This window comes from Pseudomonas sp. AK181, from assembly GCF_051122975.1.
Taxonomy (GTDB): domain Bacteria; phylum Pseudomonadota; class Gammaproteobacteria; order Pseudomonadales; family Pseudomonadaceae; genus Aquipseudomonas; species Aquipseudomonas lactis.
Map to the genome: position 1 here is coordinate 4,780,858 of NZ_CP146348.1, position 18,016 is coordinate 4,798,873.

Genomic DNA, 18,016 nt, shown 5'->3' on the forward strand with positions numbered 1-18,016 from the left:
CCACATTTGTTCAGGTCCGGCCAATAAAATGTGTCGCTATCAGGCTTGCGTCAACGTCTTCACAGCACGCTCAAAACGATCCAGGCCTTCATTGATGTCCGCCTCTTCCACCACCAGGCTCGGCGCAAAACGCACCACGTCGGGGCCGGCTTGCAGGATCATCAAGTTCTCTTTTTCGGCCGCGTTGAACACGTCCTTGGCCTTGCCTTTGAAGGCATCACTGAGTACGCAACCGATCAACAAGCCCATGCCACGCACTTGGGTGAAGATGCCGTACTGCTTGCCGATCTGCTCCAGGCGCGCCTTGAACTGGTCGTGCTTGGCATTCACACCCGCCAACACTTCTGGGGTGTTGATCACGTCGATCACCGCTTCCGCTACCGCGCACGCCAGCGGGTTGCCGCCGTAGGTGGTGCCGTGGGTGCCGACCACCAAGTGCTTGGCCAGGTCTTCACGGGTGAGCATCGCCGCAATCGGGAAGCCGCCGCCCAGGCTCTTGGCGCTGGTGAGGATGTCGGGCGTCACGCCGTAATGCTGGTAGGCAAACAGGTGGCCGGTGCGGCCCATGCCGGTTTGCACTTCGTCAAATACCAGCAGTGCGTCGTGAGCGTCGCACAGCTCGCGAGCGCCTTGCAGGTAAGCCAGCTCGGCCGGCAGTACACCGCCTTCGCCCTGGATCGGTTCCAGCACCACGGCGCAGGTCTTATCGGTCACCGCCGCTTTCAGCGCAGCCAGGTCGTTATAAGGAACGTGGGTGATGCCGGTGATTTTAGGCCCGAAACCATCGGAGTACTTCGACTGGCCACCGACGTTGACGGTGAACAGGGTACGGCCGTGGAAGCTGTTCAGCGCGGCGATGATCTCGTACTTCTCGCTGCCAAAACGGTCGAACGCCACGCGACGGGCCAGCTTGAAGGCGGCCTCGTTGGCTTCGGCGCCGGAGTTGCAGAAGAACACGCGCTCGGCAAAGGTGGCATCGATCAGCTTGTGGGCCAGGCGCAAGGCCGGCTCGTTGGTGAACACGTTCGAGACATGCCACAGCGTGTTGGCCTGTTCGGTCAGTGCACCGACCAGCGCCGGGTGCGCATGGCCCAATACGTTGACCGCGATGCCGCCGGCAAAGTCGATCAGCTCGCGACCGGCCTGGTCCCAAACGCGCGAACCTGCGCCACGTACGGGGATAAAGGCAGCAGGTGCGTAGTTGGGCACCATCACTTGGTCGAAATCGGCACGTTGCACCGGGGCTTGCTCAACGGACATCGGAGTCTCCTGAAGAGGAACGCCTGCCTGGAACTGGCGGGCGATGCAGGGATTGTAAGGACAGTTTTCAGCGCCACCTTGTCGCCAAGCGACAACTTCTTATAGCGCCAACCCCGGTTTTACGCGGGTTTACGGCAATGCGACATATTGCGTCGCAATGGCGCAGTGTAAACGCTGCGTTCGGTGAGAGGCAGAGGCACGGCCCGCTGATTTTCGCCTGATGCCTTAACTATCTGCTGCCCGTGAACCCATCAAGCTTGCTGTGATGACAGTGACTCACCCCCACTGAAGGATCAGCCCCGTGCCCACGACAATCAGCCAACGCCTCGCAGTCGCCGCCACCCAAGTGCCTGCTGGGTTTCACACACGCCTGCCGGCCTGGCTGGCAAACGCCTCGGATGACAAGCGCCAAGCGTTGAAAACTGCGCCACTGGATGTCGCCGACTGGCAGGCCGACGCCAGCCGCCAGCAACACGCGCCTCTCAAGCAGGCGATGGAGCAGAGTTGGACCGCGCAAAGCAAAGTAGACGCGGCACTGGCCGACCTCAAGACACCCCAGGCCTTCGCCGCACCGCTTTTGCAACAGGCGCTCAAGACCCGCTGGGGCGTGGACATCGATGTCAGCACCACCCATCTGCGCCTGTATGCGCCCCTGACGATCCCACTGTTCCCCATAGAAACCGGCGGCGTCAAAGCCTGGACCGTGTCGCTGGTGGACGCCGCGCTGCACAACTTTGATGCAGCAGAAAGCAAGAAAGCTGCCTACACCGCAGACTCCAGCTTCATCACCCAACCCTCTGCCACCGGGCAATTCGACACCTTGCCCTCAGTAAATAGCAAAGTCCGCATCCAGGCCTTCATCCGGCTCTGCCGTGAACTGGACATCGGCACGCAATACCAGGCCTACCTCAAGACATTTTTCGGTTTCCAGGACGCCACCCGCAAGAGCGCGCTGCGCAGTACCGTCATCGACAGCCTGAAGGCTGAGGCACAAGCCGCCGTGCACCTGGCGCGCCTGAAAAAGGACGGCAGCGAAGCCGTACTGCGCACGCTCCAGGCCCAGCTCAAAGGCATCAGCGGCCTGACACTGGAAGGCAAGACCCTGCTCAGCCACGACCTGAGCCTGATGGACGCGCCGCTGGCCGGCATTGTGCTGTTCGCCGCCGACCTGGAACTGCATCACAGCGCAGTGCCCGTGGTGGCGTACATCCCCGGCGATCCGCAGGCACCGCTCAAGTATTACCGCGACGGCATCGCATTCATTCAAGACCTGACCCGCAAATTGCGCGACGCCGATTACCAGGCGTTCTTCAGCCGCTTTATCAGCCACGAACACCGCGCCTACTTCTTTGCCAACCTGAATAACCGCTTGTCCCAGATAACCTGGCACGCCCCCATCCCCGGCGACCCCAGGCCGACCTGGCGCGCTGAACCGGTGGCCAACCCCAAGCTGCAATTGCACGCGACCAAAATCACGGGCGATCTGTACGAGCACCTCTACGAAAGCAAACTCAACAGGCTGCTCAATGACGCGCGCAATATTGCCGTGTCCACCGCCGACGCCGACAGCAAGGCACGCTGGCAACGTTGGGACGTCGTGGCAAAAATCGGCAAAACCCTGCTCGAAATCGTCGCCTTTATCGCCACGCCGTTCATTCCCCCCCTGGGCTTGCTGATGCTTGGCTACACCGCCTATCAACTGCTCGACGACGTGTTCGAAGGCATCGTCGACTGGGCCGAAGGCCTCAAGCGCCAGGCGTTCGGGCACCTGATGTCGATCCTGGAGCAAATGGTGCAATTGGGTATGTTCGCGGTCGGCGCACCGATTGCCGAAGGGCTGCTACGCCAGGCACTGCCTCGGGAGGTCTGGGCGTTTTTCGAGCGCCTGCACCCGGTCACCTCGCACGACGGCAAAACGCGCCTGTGGAACCCGGACCTGAGCCCCTACGCCCACGACCTTCAGTTGCCCGCCGCTTCACGCCCCAAGGCCGATGGATTGCATGCCTACGGGGACAAACAGATCCTGCCCCTCGATGGGCAACACTTCGCCGTCAAGCAACAAGCGGACAACACCGTGCTGGTGCACCCAAGCCACATGCATGCCTACCAACCGCCCATTATCGGTAATGGCAAGGGTGCCTGGTTGACCCCACTGGATCGCCCGCTGACCTGGGACCGCAGCACCTTGCTGCGCCGCCTCGGCCCGCCCGCCGAGAGCCTCAGCGAAACCGGCCTGGAACAGGCACAGCGCATCAGCAGCACCGACGAGGGCGCCCTGCGCAAACTCTACATGGACCGCCAGCCGCCCCCGCCGTTACTGGCCGACAGCCTCAAGCGCATTCACATCGACCAGCAACTGCAAGACTTCATCGACCAGATGAACAGCGACGACCCGCAGGTTTATCAAAAAGCCGACACGCAGACCCAACTCTGGCTGCTCAGCCAGACCGGCCTGTGGCCCGAAACCAAGACCCTGCGCTTTCTAAACGCCAAAGGCGAAACGGTATGGGAACACCCAGGCCGGGAAAATGCGGCAGTGGCGCAAATCCATGAAGCGCAGATGAACAACGGCGACCTGCTCAAGACCCTGCTGGAAACCCTCGACGAGCCAGAACGCAAGACTTTGCTGGAAGAAGACTTCGGCACCCCCACCACTCAATTGCATGTGCGCGCCGCCAAGCTGCGCAAACAGCTGGCACGCAAAGCCGAGGATAAACGCGCTTCGATGTTCGACTCACGCTATCGAGGCCTGGAGCTGACCACCGATGCGCGTGTTCAGAAGGTCATCGACAGCACGCCCGGCCTGCCGGTCAGCGCGGCCGAAGAAGTGCTGCGCGGTGCCAGCGGCCAGGATCTGCTCGACATCGACCAGGGCACACTGCCTTCGCACCTGGTCGAACGTGCACGCTGGGCAGCCCATCAGGTCAGAATCAGCCGGGCGTATGAAGGCTTGTACATGAGCGCGCTGGAGAGCGGCGACACCCATCGACTCGCCCTGCACTCCCTGGAAAAACTGCCGGGCTGGTCGCCCCAGGTGCGCCTGGAAGTCCGCGATTTCAAGCGCACCGGCCAGCTACACGACGCCATCGGCCCTGCCCAGGCGCCCATCCGACGCCTGTTGGTGCGCACCATCGACGGCGGCTACATTCCCGAAGACAGCAAGGGCACCCTGCTTGGCGAAACCGACTTCTACACCGCCGTGCTCCAGGCGCTGCCCGATGCGCAGCGCGACGCGCTGAATATGCACATCGGCCAAGGCCCGCACCTGCGAGAAACCCTGCGCCAACATGCGCTGGCACGTGACGAGCTTGGCCCTCTGCTGGCCGAAGTACCGCTGCTCAAACCCTCCTACGACCCCACCCTGATGCGCCTGCCCGGCGGCATGGAAGGTTACGACGCCAGCCCATCCACTGCCGGTAGCAGCAACGACGCTGTCTCGCTCGAGGCGCGGCTGCACGAGTTGTACCCGCAACTGAGCCCAAACGAGCTGACCGCCGTACTCGCTGCCATGCACAACGACCCCGGTACGCCATTGGGTACCCTTCAATTTTTGAAGAACGAGTTCTCGCAGTTGGACGCCAGCCTCAGAGCCTGGCAGCAGAACGTGCCACAAACCCTTGTGGGCACTGACCTACCCCTGAGCCGCTGGCGAATTGCTTCTGAACAGCAGAATCGTCGGCTCTGGGCGCAACGGCTGATCAGCGCCTGGCGCCACGACACACCCCGGGACGCCGCGTTTGATAACGGGCATCTGTTGCAACTCAACCAGCCCATTTACGGCGAACTGCCGACACTGGAGGCCAGCTTCGGGCACATCACCAGCCTGGAGTTGCTGGGCTACCTGACCACCCGTGGCACGCCGGCCTTCCTGGGGCACTTTCCCGGGCTACGCCGGCTGGCTATCAGCGACATCGCCCTCAGAACACTGCCCGAGGAGGTCAGCGCATTAACTCGCCTCAATGCACTGGTATTGCGCAATTGCGAACTCAACCTCACCACCCCAAGCCGTACAGCCCTGGCCAACCTGGCCGAGCTGCACACCCTGGACCTGTCCAACAACCCGCTGGCGCTGGCGCCCAATCTGGAAAACATGGCCAACCTGCGTACGCTCAACCTTGCGCGCTGCGGGATTTCCGTCTTCCCCTCCGGCCTGCTCAATCGGCCTCGGCTGGTCAGCGCCAATCTCAGCAACAACCTCCTGCGCAGACTGCCCGACGCCCTGTTTTCCCTGCCCGCCGACGCCGCCAGGGCCTTCGACCTTTCCGGCAACCCACTCTCACGCACGACGCTTGAACGGATAAAAACCTACTGCCAGAACACCGGGCAACACTTTGGCGCCGACGCCAACCCAGCCGAGGTGCGCCTGGTCCAAGCGCTTTACCCGACCTACAGTACCTACGAGGCCAATCAATTTATCTTCAGGTTGCCAGGTGGGCTGGACGATTCAATGGCGATACTGGTGCGCCTAAAGGCCGACTACGAACGCCTGCAGGCCGACCTGCAAGAATGGGTGGCGGATGTGCCCGCGCGCTACCCGTTCACGGACCTGCCCATGGATGAACAGGTTCGCGCACAGCAGCAGCTCATGCGCGGGGAAATAAGAGGCCTGCTGGAGCAAGTCTGGCGACGTGAGACCGACCTGGACTTCAGTCATGACACGCTGGCCCAAACCCATCAAATGGTCCTGACGTTGCCACTGTTGGGCGACCTGCCGAAACTGAATGTGGATTTCAAGCACGTTTCCAAGCTGGAACTGAGAGCGCAAGAAACCACCTCGATACCCGAAGGCTTTCTGGAACGCTTCCCCAACCTGGAGAGCCTGCTGATTGACCGCTATGCCCTGAAAGACATTCCCGCTGCCGTGTTCAAGCTGCCCAAGCTCAATACACTCAGCCTGACGCAATGCCAACTGCGGCTGACCCCCGAAAGTGTCGCAGCGTTGAGCGACCTGCACGACCTGAACTACCTGGACCTGAGCGATAACCCACTGGGGCTGACCCCCGATGTCAGCAACATGTCCGGCCTGGCGACCTTGATGATGGAAAACGCCGGGCTTACTGAAGTGCCGCGCGGCGCGTTCAACCTGACATCGCTCACCCAACTGAACCTGAGCGATAACCGTATCACCGAGTTGCCCACCGACCTGATTGAAGTGGACCCGGACGCAGCGGCAGGTTTTGATCTGAGCGACAACCCCTTCTCACCCGAGGCGCTTGCCATCCTGCGTCGCTATTACAACCGCACGGCGGTGGATTTCGACGTGGCGCAAGCCAGGCAACCGGCGCCAGACGACTCTGGCTCAAGCTCCCCGACTTCATCCGAAACAGACAACGAACCCTGAGCGCCGCTCAACCGCGCTCGGAGGGTACCGACGACAACTCGAACGGGCTGCTGCTGCGGCGCTGGTTACGATCTTCGCGAGGGGTGGCGCCGAAGAAATTGCGGTAGGCGCTGGAGAAGTGCGGCCCCGAGGAGAAGCCGCACGACAGGCCGATCTGGATGATCGACTTGCTGGTTTGCATCAACATCTGGCGCGCCTTGTTCAGGCGCAATTCCAGGTAGTACTGGCTGGGGACGCGGTTGAGGTATTGCTTGAAGATCCGTTCAAGCTGTCGTCGTGACACGCACACGTGCTGGGCGATTTCGTCGGTGGTCAGCGGTTCTTCGATATTGGCCTCCATCAACAAAACCGCCTGGGTCAGCTTCGGATGGCTGGAACCCAGGCGATTTTGCAATGGAATACGCTGGCGCTCGCCGCCTTCGCGGATGCGCTCCACTACCAACTCTTCGGACACCGCACCGGCCAGTTCGGCACCGTGGTCACGGGCCAATACCGCCAGCAACAGGTCGAGTACCGACATGCCGCCGCAGGCGGTAAGGCGATCGCGGTCCCAGTCAAATAGATGGCTGGTGGCGATGACCTTGGGGAACCGCTCAGCGAAATCGTCCTGCCAGCGCCAGTGCACGGCGGCGCGGTAGCCATCGAGCAGACCCAGCTGGGCCAGTGGGTACACACCCGCCGACAAGCCGCCGATTACACACCCCGCCCGAACAAGCTGCTTGAGCGCCGAACTCAGTGGCGAAGCGATGACCGTCGGCGGTTCGTCAGCCAACAGGAACAGCTTCTGAAAGCCCTCCAGCTTACCGGCCCACGGCTCACCCGGCAGTTGCCAGGCACCTTCGACGGCGGGCTCGGCGAGCAAAAACGACAGCTCGTAGATCACATCCGGATGCACCCGCTGGGCAACGCGCAAGGCCTCCTCAGCCAGCGCAAGCGTAAGGGCTTTTGTGCTGGGCCAAATCAGGAAACCAATTTTGTGGGCGGTCATGGAGTGCTATCCAAAGCGAAAACAGTGAAAGAAGCTGTGGGCCAATGCTAGCCCGTAAACCAACACAAATCTCAAAAACAATGAAGACCTGCTTCCCTGTAGGAGCGAGCTTGCTCGCGAAAAACCTGAGAACGACACGGGGTATCAAGCTTGGCGCGTTATCGTTGACGACCTTCGCGAGCAAGCTCGCTCCTACAGGGGGTGGGTGGCAGTCTTGATTATTTCAAGCTGCCAGAGAGGAACTGCTGCAAACGCTCCGACTGCGGGTTCACCAGCACTTCCCGAGGGTTGCCACGCTCTTCAACCACGCCCTTGTGCAAAAACACCAACTGGTTCGAGACTTCACGGGCAAAGCCCATTTCGTGGGTCACCACCACCATGGTGCGGCCTTCCTGGGCCAGGTCCTGCATCACCTTGAGCACTTCGCCTACCAGCTCAGGGTCGAGTGCCGAGGTCGGTTCGTCGAACAGCATCACCTCTGGCTCCATCGCCAGGGCGCGGGCAATCGCCACGCGCTGCTGCTCACCGCCGGACATATGGCCGGGGAACGCATCCTTACGATGGCCCACGCCGACCTTGGCCAGATAGTGCTCGGCCTTTTCACGGGCTTCTTTCTTCGATACGCCCAGCACGTGCACCGGCGCTTCCATCACGTTTTCAAGCGCGGTCATGTGCGACCACAGGTTGAAATGCTGAAACACCATGGACAGGCGCGAACGCATGCGCTGCAACTGCTTGGGGTCGGCGGCCTTCATGGCGCCGTCTTTGTTGGCGACCAGTTTGAGCTCTTCGTTATTGAGCAGAATCTTGCCGGCGTGGGGTTGCTCGAGCAGGTTGATGCAGCGCAAAAAGGTACTTTTGCCCGAACCACTGGAGCCGATGATGCTGATCACATCACCGGCGGCGGCGGCCAGGGACACGCCTTTGAGCACTTCATGACTGCCATAGCGTTTATGCAGGTCTTGGACTTCAAGCTTGTACATGCGGTCGGTTCTCACAAAAACAGGTGGTCAGTCGTTGAGCAAGCGCCCGCAGCGCAGCGCTTCGCGCCCCGCCACCTTGGCCAGCCAGAAACCCGCTTGGGCATAACGTAGCCGTTCAACGGCAAACAACACCCCCGAGGTGCCCGCGCAAATGGTGCTTACACGGTCGGTGAGGGGGTCAATCACTTCAAAAATCTCGTCGCCGGTTTCTACCCAGTCGCCAGCTTTACGCAGGTAACTGATCACCCCGGCGTGGGGCGCGAACAACAACTCGGTGCCTTCGAATGGCACGCCTTCGCACGGCTCAAACTGCGGCGCCGGCCATTGGCCTTTGATCAGGCCCTGCTCGGCGAGAAAGGCCAGGATGCCTTCGGCGTGAAAGATCGCTTCATCACGGCCGGTATCAGCCTGGCCGCCCAGTTCCAAGGTCGTCGCCAGGCACGCCAGCGGAATCTGCGCATCCGGGAATGTGCGTGACAAACGCAGCCACGGCAGCGAACAGGCCTCATCAAACGAACTGCCACCGGAGTCTTCCGCCAGCAGGCCGACCTTCACATTCAAATGTGCCGACAACGAACGCCACTGAGGCCAATGCTGGGGCAGCGCGTACATATGCAGCGCGGCTTCAGCGTCGCAATGCAGGTCGAGCACCACATCGGCGGTGCAGGCGTGGCTCAGCAGGATGCGTTGCATACCTTGCAGCTGGCTGCTCGGTTCGGGCAAGGCATTGAGCGCATCGCTCATGGCCTGGCGGATCAGGCGCACATTGGCGTGCGGGTCGTCCCCCAGCTTGCCTTGCAGCAACTCGGCCACCGGCTCGCTCAGTTCGACAAAATCGCGGTTGAAATTCTTGCCGCTGCCGACTTCGAAACGCCCCTGGTGGCTGCCCTGCAACAACTGGCCGAGGCCCATCGGGTTGGCGACCGGCACCAACTCGATCACGCCATTGAGCGCGCCTTGCTGTTCCAGCGCCACAAGGCGTTTTTTCAGTTCCCAGGCGGCACGCATGCCAGGCAATTCATCGGCGTGCAGGCTGGCCTGGATGTAGGCCTTGCGCTCGCCACTGCCGAAGCGAAACACGCTCAGCTGGCGCTCGCAGCCCAGGTGCCCCCAGGGCAGCAGATGATCGATACGTTCCATATCAGTGCTTCCGTGGAGCCAGGTAGCTCAGCCAGCGGCGCTCGGCCAACTTGAACAGGCGCACCAGGATGAAGGTCAGGCACAGGTAGAACACGCCGGCGGTGATATAGGCTTCGAACGGCAGGTAGTACTGAGCGTTGACGGTACGCGCGGCACCGGTGATGTCGATCAGCGTGACGATGGAGGCCAGGCTGGTGGTCTGCAGCATCATGATCACTTCGTTGCTGTACTGCGGCAGCGCACGGCGCAGTGCCGACGGCAACAGGATGCGGCGGTACAGCTTGTAGCGCGACATGCCCATGGCCTTGGCCGCTTCGATCTCACCGTTAGGCGTGGCCTTGAGGCTGCCGGCGATGATTTCGGCGGTGTAGGCGCTGGTGTTGATGGCAAACGCCAGGCACGCACAGAACGTGGCACTGGACAGCAACGGCCACAGGAAGCTCTCGCGCACCACTTCGAACTGCGCCAGGCCGTAGTAGATCAAAAACAACTGCACCAGCATCGGCGTGCCGCGAATCACATAGGTATAGAGCCAGGCCACGCCGTTGACGACAGGCTGCTTGGACACCCGCATCAAGCCCAGGGGCAAGGCGGCGAGCAGGCCGAAGAACAGCGAGATGGCGAGCAGTTTCAGGGTGGTCAGCAAGCCGCCAAGGTACAGCGGCATGGCCTCCCAGATGACGTTGTAGTCGAAGATCATAGATCAGCCGCCCTTACGCCTACCGAGTAGCGCTTCTCAAGGTAACGCAAGGCCAGCAACGACACGCTGGTGATCACCAGGTACATCGCCGCCACTGCGAGGAAGAAGGTAAAAGGCTCGCGGGTGGCGTCTGCCGCCTGCTTGGCCTTGAACATCATGTCTTGCAGACCTACCACCGAAATCAGCGCGGTGGCCTTGGTCAATACCAGCCAGTTGTTGGTAAAACCAGGGATCGCCAGCCGAATCATCTGCGGCACCATCACCCGGAAAAACACCTGGAAACTGCTCATGCCATACGCCAGGCCGGCTTCGGCCTGGCCTTTGGGAATGGCCATGAAGGCGCCACGGAAGGTTTCCGAGAGGTAGGCGCCAAAGATGAAACCCAGGGTGCCGATACCGGCGGCCAAGGGGTTCAAGTCGATATAGTCGTCAAAGCCCAGCAAGGGCGCGACGCGGTTGAGCAGGTCCTGGCCGCCGTAGAAAATCAGCAGGATCAGCACCAGGTCGGGGATCCCGCGGATCACCGTGGAGTACAGGTCGCCCAGCCAAGCCAGCCAGCGTACCGGCGACAGGCGTAGCGCGACCCCGATCAGACCCAGAACGATGGCCAAGGCCATGGACGACAAGGCGAGCTGAAGCGTCAACCAAGCGCCATCGAGGATAACGGCCCCGTAGCCTTTCAACATGATTCAGGTCCTCGAAAAGGGGGATGAAAAAATGGCGCAAACTTCAGGATGACTGTTGCTTGCGCCATTTCGGACAGACAGCTGCGATGAATTACTTGGCGTCAGCGCCGTAAATATCGAAGTCGAAGTACTTGTCCTGGATTTTCTTGTATTCGCCGTTGGCACGGATGGCAGCGATGGCCGCGTTGATGCGCTCAAGGTTTTCCTTGTCGCCTTTGCGTACTGCGATGCCGATACCGTCGCCGAAGTATTTGGCTTCGGTGAACGATGGGCCTACAAACGCGTAGCCTTTGCCGGCGTCGGTTTTCAGGAAACCGTCTTGCAGCAGGGTGGCGTCAGCCACGGTACCGTCGAGACGACCGGCAGCCACGTCCAGGTAGATTTCGTTCTGGGTGCTGTAACCCTTGATATCCGCACCTTTTGGCGCCAGGACTTCACGGGCGAAACGATCGTGGATCGAACCGCGCTGCACACCGATCTTCTTGCCTTTGAGTTCATCCAGGCTGTCGCTGACGGTGGTGCCTTCCTTCATCACCAGGCGCGCTGGGGACAGGTAGTAGCGGGTGGTGAAGTCCACGGATTTCTTGCGGTCTTCCGTGATGGACATGGACGACAGGATCGCGTCGATCTTGCGCACTTTCAGCGCCGGGATCAGGCCATCGAATTCCTGCTCGACCCAGGTGCACTTGACGTCCATCTGCTTGCACAGGGCGTTGCCGATGTCGTAGTCAAAACCGACGATGCTGCCATCCGGCGCCTTCGAGGCAAACGGAGGGTAAGCCGCTTCGATACCAATTTTCAGCGGCTTGCCTTCGGCGAAAGCCTGCATGGACAGCACGGACAGCGCCAGGGCGCCCAACAGCACGAGTTTCTTCATCTTGGGACTCCATCGGTATAGGGCAAAAACAGCAGTATGAGCCATGGCCCACGATGCGGCGAAGGTGTAACCGAATAGCGGTGCTGCGTCCTGCGCGGGCGACACCTGCGACGACGAGCGAGTGATCGGCATTCTAACGACAGGCCGGAAGCCGATATTTCCTCAATGCGACAACAATTTACAGAAGCACTGAGAAAGCGGTTCCAGCTCATTGACAGCCTCTGAATTTTATGCAGAGACAAAAGATATTAAACCTGATGATGCTGCAAATTGCGGGCCTATTATTCGCAAACCCTTCTAGCACGGCAAGTCTGGCGTTTAATCTTATTTTTCAGGGTGTCTAGAACGCGGTTTTTCGGGGCGCAGGCGTGGTCCATTGCCCCAGGTTTGTGCGGGCGGTTACACATTTGAGCGGGCCGGTAACATTCAGAAACGTCCTACGATGAAAACCGATATTTATTGGTTTGGTGGATATGCAGGTGTGTCAGACCGCCATCCATACCCCCTTATGAAATGCGATCTGAACTGTGGGAGCTGGCTTGCCTGCGATAGCGGTGTGCCAGCCAGCCAACCTTTGCCTGACACGACCTCATCGCAGGCAAGCCAGCTCCCACACTGAACCTCGGTGTTTCATGAGTACCAAAAAAAGCCCCACCCAGCTTGCACCGAATGGGGCCCTTGTCCCACCTACCCCGCTTACGCGACGTTCATGGTCTTGTGCGTTTCAATCAAATGCGCCACCACGCTCGGATCTGCCAGGGTAGAGATATCCCCCAACCCATCGTATTCAGCCGTGGCGATCTTGCGCAAAATGCGCCGCATGATTTTCCCCGAGCGCGTTTTCGGCAACCCTGGCGCCCACTGGATGACATCCGGCGAAGCAATCGGCCCGATTTCCTTGCGCACCCAGTTCTTCAGCTCCAGGCGCAGCGCTTCATTGGGCTCCTCACCATTTTTCAGGGTGACGTACACATAAATGCCCTGCCCCTTGATGTCATGGGGCACGCCCACCACCGCTGCCTCGGCGACTTTAGGGTGAGCAACCATGGCGCTCTCGATCTCGGCGGTGCCCATGCGGTGGCCGGACACGTTCAGCACGTCATCCACACGGCCAGTGATCCACCAGTAACCGTCCTCATCGCGACGTGCGCCGTCACCGGTGAAGTACATGCCGCGGAAGGTCTTGAAGTAGGTGTCGACAAAACGGTCATGGTCGCCGTACAGGGTACGCGCCTGGCCTGGCCAGGAATCCAGAATCACCAGGTTGCCCTCGGCGGCGCCTTCGATGATGTTGCCCAGGTTGTCCACCAGCGCCGGCACCACACCGAAGAACGGCCGTGCCGCCGAACCCGGCTTCAGCGCATGGGCGCCTGGCAGCGGGCTCATCAGCGTGGCGCCGGTTTCGGTCTGCCACCAGGTGTCGACGATCGGGCAACGGGATTGGCCGACGTTCTTGTAGTACCAGTCCCAGGCTTCCGGGTTGATCGGCTCGCCCACCGAACCCAGCAGGCGCAGGCTGCTGCCGTCGGCGCCTTCGCAGGCCGCGGTACCGGAAGCCATCATGGCGCGGATCGCGGTCGGTGCGGTGTAGAGGATGTTGACCTTGTGCTTGTCGACGATCTTCGCCACGCGGGTGATGTCCGGGTAGTTCGGCACGCCTTCGAACAGCAGCGTGGTCGCGCCATTGGCCAGCGGGCCGTAGACGATGTAGGTGTGGCCGGTGACCCAGCCAACGTCGGCGGTGCACCAGTAGATTTCGCCCGGGCGATAGTCGAATACGCGCTCGTGGGTCAGGGCCGCATAGAGCAAGTAGCCACCGGTGGTGTGCTGCACGCCCTTAGGCTTGCCGGTGGAACCAGAGGTATAAAGGATGAACAGTGCTTCTTCGGCGCCCATCTCTTTTGGCGCGCAGACAGTGCCCGCCACTTTCATCAGGTCTTCGTACCAGATGTCGCGATGCTGGTTCCACTTGATCGCGCCATTGGTGCGCTTGCACACGATCACCTTCTGGATGCTGCTGGTTTCCGGGTTGGTCAGCGCGTCGTCGACGTTAGCTTTCAGCGGAATCTTCTTACCGGCACGGATGCCTTCGTCAGCGGTAATCACCACTTTCGACTTACAGTCGATGATGCGACCGGCCAGGGCTTCCGGGGAGAAACCGCCAAACACCACCGAATGGATCGCGCCAATGCGGGTACAGGCCAGCATGGCGACCACGGCTTCGGGGATCATCGGCATATAGATAGTCACCACGTCGCCGCGATGCACATCCTGGCCGCGCAGGGCGTTGGCGAACTTGCAGACTTCTTCATGCAACTCGCGGTAGGTGATGTTGCGGCTCTCGGCAGGGTCATCGCCCTCCCAGATGATTGCGATCTGGTCGCCGCGCTCGGCGAGGTGACGGTCCAGGCAATTGTAGGAAACGTTCAGGGTGCCATCGGCAAACCATTTGATGTCCACATGGTGGTCGTCGAAAGAGGTCTGCTTGACCGCGGTGAAAGGCTTGACCCAGTCAAGGCGCTTGGCTTGCTCACGCCAGAAGCCATCGGGGTTGACCACCGACTGCTGGTACATGGCCTTGTAGGTCGCCTCGTCGGTCAGCGTGTTGGCTGCTACTTCGGGGCGAACGGGGTACAGGGAAGCCGCACTCATCTTTCTTACCTCGGTGACATAGTTGTTGTTGTATGGCCCCTGTTGTAGCCGGGGTGGGCCTATAGAACCATTCGACGATGGTAGTAACAAGACCCTACAAATTGCCCTGCTATGCCGTTTCACCGCTCTGGCCCGCGTGCTGCGGCGCTTGGCAGGTTTCTGAAAAAATCTTGATCGAGGGATTGTTACAAAAACCGCCAAAAGTGTTTATCAAAACCACGGGTATATGAATATAACCGAGACGCCTAAAATCAACTCCGCCAACAAGGCACTCTGATTAACAACGCAACAGCCCCCACGAAGGCAACGTTAATCCGAACTTCCCAACTTTTAAGTGACACACGCGGCCTCACAAGGGCCCCGTGCCCCCTTTCGCCCTGAAGAAGGTAATGAAGCAATGAAAGCGTTATTAGTGATGGCCCTGAGCAGCCTGTGCGCCACTGCCGCCCTGGCTGACGAAGCCCCGACTGAACTGGCCGGCCAGAACGCCCCGATCGTTGAGGACTACACCTACAGCACACACTTGGATGTGGCCAAAGTCTTGTCCATGAGCAGCATTCCAGAAGTCTGCGAAGTTGTACCGGCGAAGATGGAATATGAAGATTCTCAAGGCCAGCGCCATATTCTTAACTATCAAGTGATGGGCAATGGTTGCTCTAACGGCTAACAACTTCTGAAGTTGGATTCTTAATTGCCGCAAGAAATCGTTCTTGCGGCCAAGAACCCGCCTCCTCGCTTGACTCGAATGATACGATCATCGCGCCCCCCCCGAATACGAACTGACCCTGACCCTCAACAGCCGCGGGCATCGCTATATCAGCAACGATGTGGCGCGCTATGACGATGGCGACCTGGTGCTGCTCGGCCCAAATGTGCCCCATAGCTGGTCTTCCGCCGAGCGCATCGACCCGGCCCAACCGCACGTCGCGTTGGTTGTCTGGTTCTCGCAAGCCTGGGCGGCCGAACCATTGCTCCTTTGCGCCTATACGTTTTCGCTTTTTAAAAAAAAATTGTAATTCCAATTCTATACTTAAAACCTGTCAATACTGACAGTTACCTCAGACTTGATTGAGTGCTTGAATGTGATTTCGAATTTGTCATACCTGAAGCGTCAAGAAGGTGTGGCAAGAGCAACCATTACACACAACGTTTGAGGAGCACCACCTATGAAATTTATAAACAAAGCCCCCCGCGATCTCGCTCAAGCGACAGGAACCGGGAGTGCGACAATCAACTTCCAACAAATCGGTGGAGAAGTTGACCAACTAGCCGCTTATTTGTCTTTTTTGCCCAAGGCGTCAAGCTACGACAGCTACATTCAAATTAACATCTCGCGCGACAAATTCAACCAAGGCCTCATCTCCTTACCCTCGTCCGATGTAGACACCTATATCAAGCTGGGCGCCTCTGGTTGGAGCGCCGATGCCGGTCATATTGAATGCCGATGGAACGAAGAGTTACGTCATATCACAGGCTCCTTTAACCTAATCAACTCGGACACCCAAGAAGAAATATCCGCAGGTGTTTTTGATGTGACCTTCCCGACTCAAAAGTGACTCGCTATCGCGGGGGCAGTAAAAGCGATAGGCCAACGCGCCTGCCCCCGCGCCTAATTAAGCCTGAACAACGTTAACGGGTATCACGAGCGTCGATAGATCGGGAAAGCCTCTGCACGTCAGCTAAAATTCCTCCAAGCGCCTCCACCCGTAAACCGGTGCTTTGGCTGGATAAACCTACATTTTGGCCCTCCCGTTCGGCCATCCCCCCCAACACAAACCCAATTTTTTCCCTATAATGCGCGGGTAAATCGGGCCTGCAATATCCCTTTACACAGGGATGAAGAGCCAGACCTTGAGCCTGCGCTGCAGCAAGCACGCATCGCTGCGCCCCTCAAGCCTCATGCAGCACCCGCAACCTGATTCCGTTTATTTGCCTGCGCGAGCTGTTGCAACAAACGATTCCTTAAGATCCACCGCGGCCCAAGGGCCGTGTGAACACCCAACCATCCGGTTTCACACGGGCACCTTTGAGCCCTCACGCAGGAGACGACACGTCATGCTGAGCTGGGACGAATTCGACAAAGAAGAAGAAGGCGAAGTAGCCACCAAAGGCGCCAACGCCGGCCACGCCGCCGAAGCCAACATGGACCGCCTCGACGGTGCCGGCGCTGCTGCCGCCGTGGAAGCCCGCGCCGTCACCGCCAACGACTCCGCCGCCATCGTCCGCGCCAAGGCCGCCCTGGACAAACTCGACGTCGCCGAAGGCCTCGCCGAGCTGGAAGGCGCCTCTGCCCGCGTCGCCGTTGACGAAAAGCGCATGATCAACTGCCGCGCCGACCTCAACCAGCTTGTGCCCTTCAAGTACGATTGGGCCTGGCAGAAGTACCTCGACGGCTGCGCCAACCACTGGATGCCGCAAGAGGTCAACATGACCGCCGACATCGCCCTGTGGAAAAACCCCGAAGGCCTGACCGACGACGAGCGCCGCATCGTCATGCGCAACCTGGGCTTCTTCTCCACAGCCGACTCCCTGGTGGCCAACAACCTGGTGCTGGCCGTATACCGCCTGATCACCAACCCAGAGTGCCGCCAGTACATCCTGCGCCAAGCCTTCGAAGAAGCGATCCACACCCACGCCTACCAGTACTGCATCGAATCGCTGGCCATGGATGAAGGCGAGATCTTCAACATGTACCACGAGATTCCATCGGTCGCTAAAAAAGCCGCCTGGGGCCTGAAATACACCCGCTCGATCTCCGATCCGAAGTTCGAAACCGGCACCGTCGACACCGACAAAGAACTGCTGCGCAACCTGGTCGCCTACTACTGCGTGCTGGAAGGCATCTTCTTCTACTGCGGCTTCACCCAGATCCTGTCCATGGGCCGCCGCAACAAAATGACCGGCGTGGCCGAGCAGTTCCAGTACATCCTGCGCGATGAGTCGATGCACCTGAACTTCGGTATCGACGTGATCAACCAGATCAAAATCGAAAACCCACACCTGTGGGATGCCGAGATGAAAGAAGAAGCGACCCAGATGATTCTGCAGGGTACGCAGCTGGAGATCGAATACGCTCGCGACACCATGCCTCGTGGGGTGTTGGGCATGAATGCGGCGATGATGGAAGACTATTTGAAATTCATCGCTAACCGTCGTTTGACGCAGATTGGCCTTAAAGAAGAATACCCTGGCACCACCAACCCGTTCCCGTGGATGAGTGAAATCATGGACTTGAAGAAAGAGAAGAATTTCTTTGAGACTCGGGTGATTGAGTACCAGACTGGCGGCGCGTTGAGCTGGGATTGATGATGACCTAATGCCATGATATAAGTGCTTACCTATAAAATTAGGGGCAACTAAAAACCCTGCTTGTCAGGGTTTTTTTTCGC

12 protein-coding genes and 1 pseudogene are annotated in these 18,016 nt (G+C 59.6%); 5 read left to right on the top strand and 8 right to left on the bottom strand.

Features of this window, described 5'->3' with window-relative positions:
* Positions 1–39: 39 nt before the first annotated feature.
* Positions 40–1,260, bottom strand: a complete 1,221-nt coding sequence (locus V8689_RS21870) for an aspartate aminotransferase family protein (protein ID WP_056787727.1) — start codon at positions 1,258–1,260, stop codon at positions 40–42.
* Between the two features lie 301 nt (positions 1,261–1,561).
* Here V8689_RS21870 and V8689_RS21875 point away from each other — a divergent pair, with 301 nt between their 5' ends.
* The gene (locus V8689_RS21875; RefSeq protein ID WP_223816952.1) at positions 1,562–6,601 is read left to right on the top strand and encodes a leucine-rich repeat domain-containing protein; all 5,040 of its coding nucleotides are present in this window, start codon (positions 1,562–1,564) and stop codon (positions 6,599–6,601) included.
* 7 nt (positions 6,602–6,608) lie between these two features.
* Here V8689_RS21875 and argR read toward each other — a convergent pair whose 3' ends face one another.
* The 7 genes from argR to acs all read right to left on the bottom strand — a co-directional run bounded on the left by argR (position 6,609) and on the right by acs (position 14,627).
* On the bottom strand, positions 6,609–7,589 hold the full coding sequence (gene argR / locus V8689_RS21880; protein ID WP_014719597.1) for a transcriptional regulator ArgR: 981 nt from the start codon (positions 7,587–7,589) through the stop codon (positions 6,609–6,611).
* A gap of 218 nt (positions 7,590–7,807) precedes the next feature.
* On the bottom strand, positions 7,808–8,572 hold the full coding sequence (locus tag V8689_RS21885; protein WP_003193620.1) for an ABC transporter ATP-binding protein: 765 nt from the start codon (positions 8,570–8,572) through the stop codon (positions 7,808–7,810).
* Between the two features lie 27 nt (positions 8,573–8,599).
* Complete coding sequence (locus tag V8689_RS21890) at positions 8,600–9,712, bottom strand: succinylglutamate desuccinylase/aspartoacylase family protein (protein ID WP_056787722.1); 1,113 nt, start codon at positions 9,710–9,712, stop codon at positions 8,600–8,602.
* 1 nt (position 9,713) lies between these two features.
* Complete coding sequence (locus V8689_RS21895; RefSeq protein ID WP_005790641.1) at positions 9,714–10,412, bottom strand: ABC transporter permease; 699 nt, start codon at positions 10,410–10,412, stop codon at positions 9,714–9,716.
* Positions 10,409–11,098, bottom strand: a complete 690-nt coding sequence (locus V8689_RS21900; RefSeq protein WP_003193627.1) for an ABC transporter permease — start codon at positions 11,096–11,098, stop codon at positions 10,409–10,411. The genes V8689_RS21895 and V8689_RS21900 overlap by 4 nt, the downstream gene beginning before the upstream one ends.
* A gap of 91 nt (positions 11,099–11,189) precedes the next feature.
* On the bottom strand, positions 11,190–11,975 hold the full coding sequence (locus V8689_RS21905; protein ID WP_034128472.1) for an ABC transporter substrate-binding protein: 786 nt from the start codon (positions 11,973–11,975) through the stop codon (positions 11,190–11,192).
* Between the two features lie 696 nt (positions 11,976–12,671).
* A complete protein-coding gene (acs, locus tag V8689_RS21910) occupies positions 12,672–14,627 on the bottom strand; it encodes an acetate--CoA ligase (RefSeq protein WP_005790645.1) in 1,956 nt (651 codons plus the stop codon).
* A gap of 397 nt (positions 14,628–15,024) precedes the next feature.
* Here acs and V8689_RS21915 point away from each other — a divergent pair, with 397 nt between their 5' ends.
* From V8689_RS21915 to V8689_RS21930, 4 genes and pseudogenes are all read left to right on the top strand, one after another.
* A complete protein-coding gene (locus V8689_RS21915) occupies positions 15,025–15,294 on the top strand; it encodes a DUF2790 domain-containing protein (protein ID WP_003193635.1) in 270 nt (89 codons plus the stop codon).
* A gap of 100 nt (positions 15,295–15,394) precedes the next feature.
* Positions 15,395–15,586: pseudogene (locus V8689_RS21920) on the top strand (helix-turn-helix domain-containing protein); the annotation flags it as partial.
* A 207-nt stretch (positions 15,587–15,793) separates the two neighbouring features.
* Positions 15,794–16,183: a hypothetical protein gene (locus tag V8689_RS21925; protein WP_056787717.1), complete on the top strand. Its 390-nt coding sequence runs from the start codon at positions 15,794–15,796 to the stop codon at positions 16,181–16,183.
* A gap of 499 nt (positions 16,184–16,682) precedes the next feature.
* The gene (locus tag V8689_RS21930; RefSeq protein ID WP_314693640.1) at positions 16,683–17,933 is read left to right on the top strand and encodes a ribonucleotide-diphosphate reductase subunit beta; all 1,251 of its coding nucleotides are present in this window, start codon (positions 16,683–16,685) and stop codon (positions 17,931–17,933) included.
* Positions 17,934–18,016 lie beyond the last annotated feature (83 nt).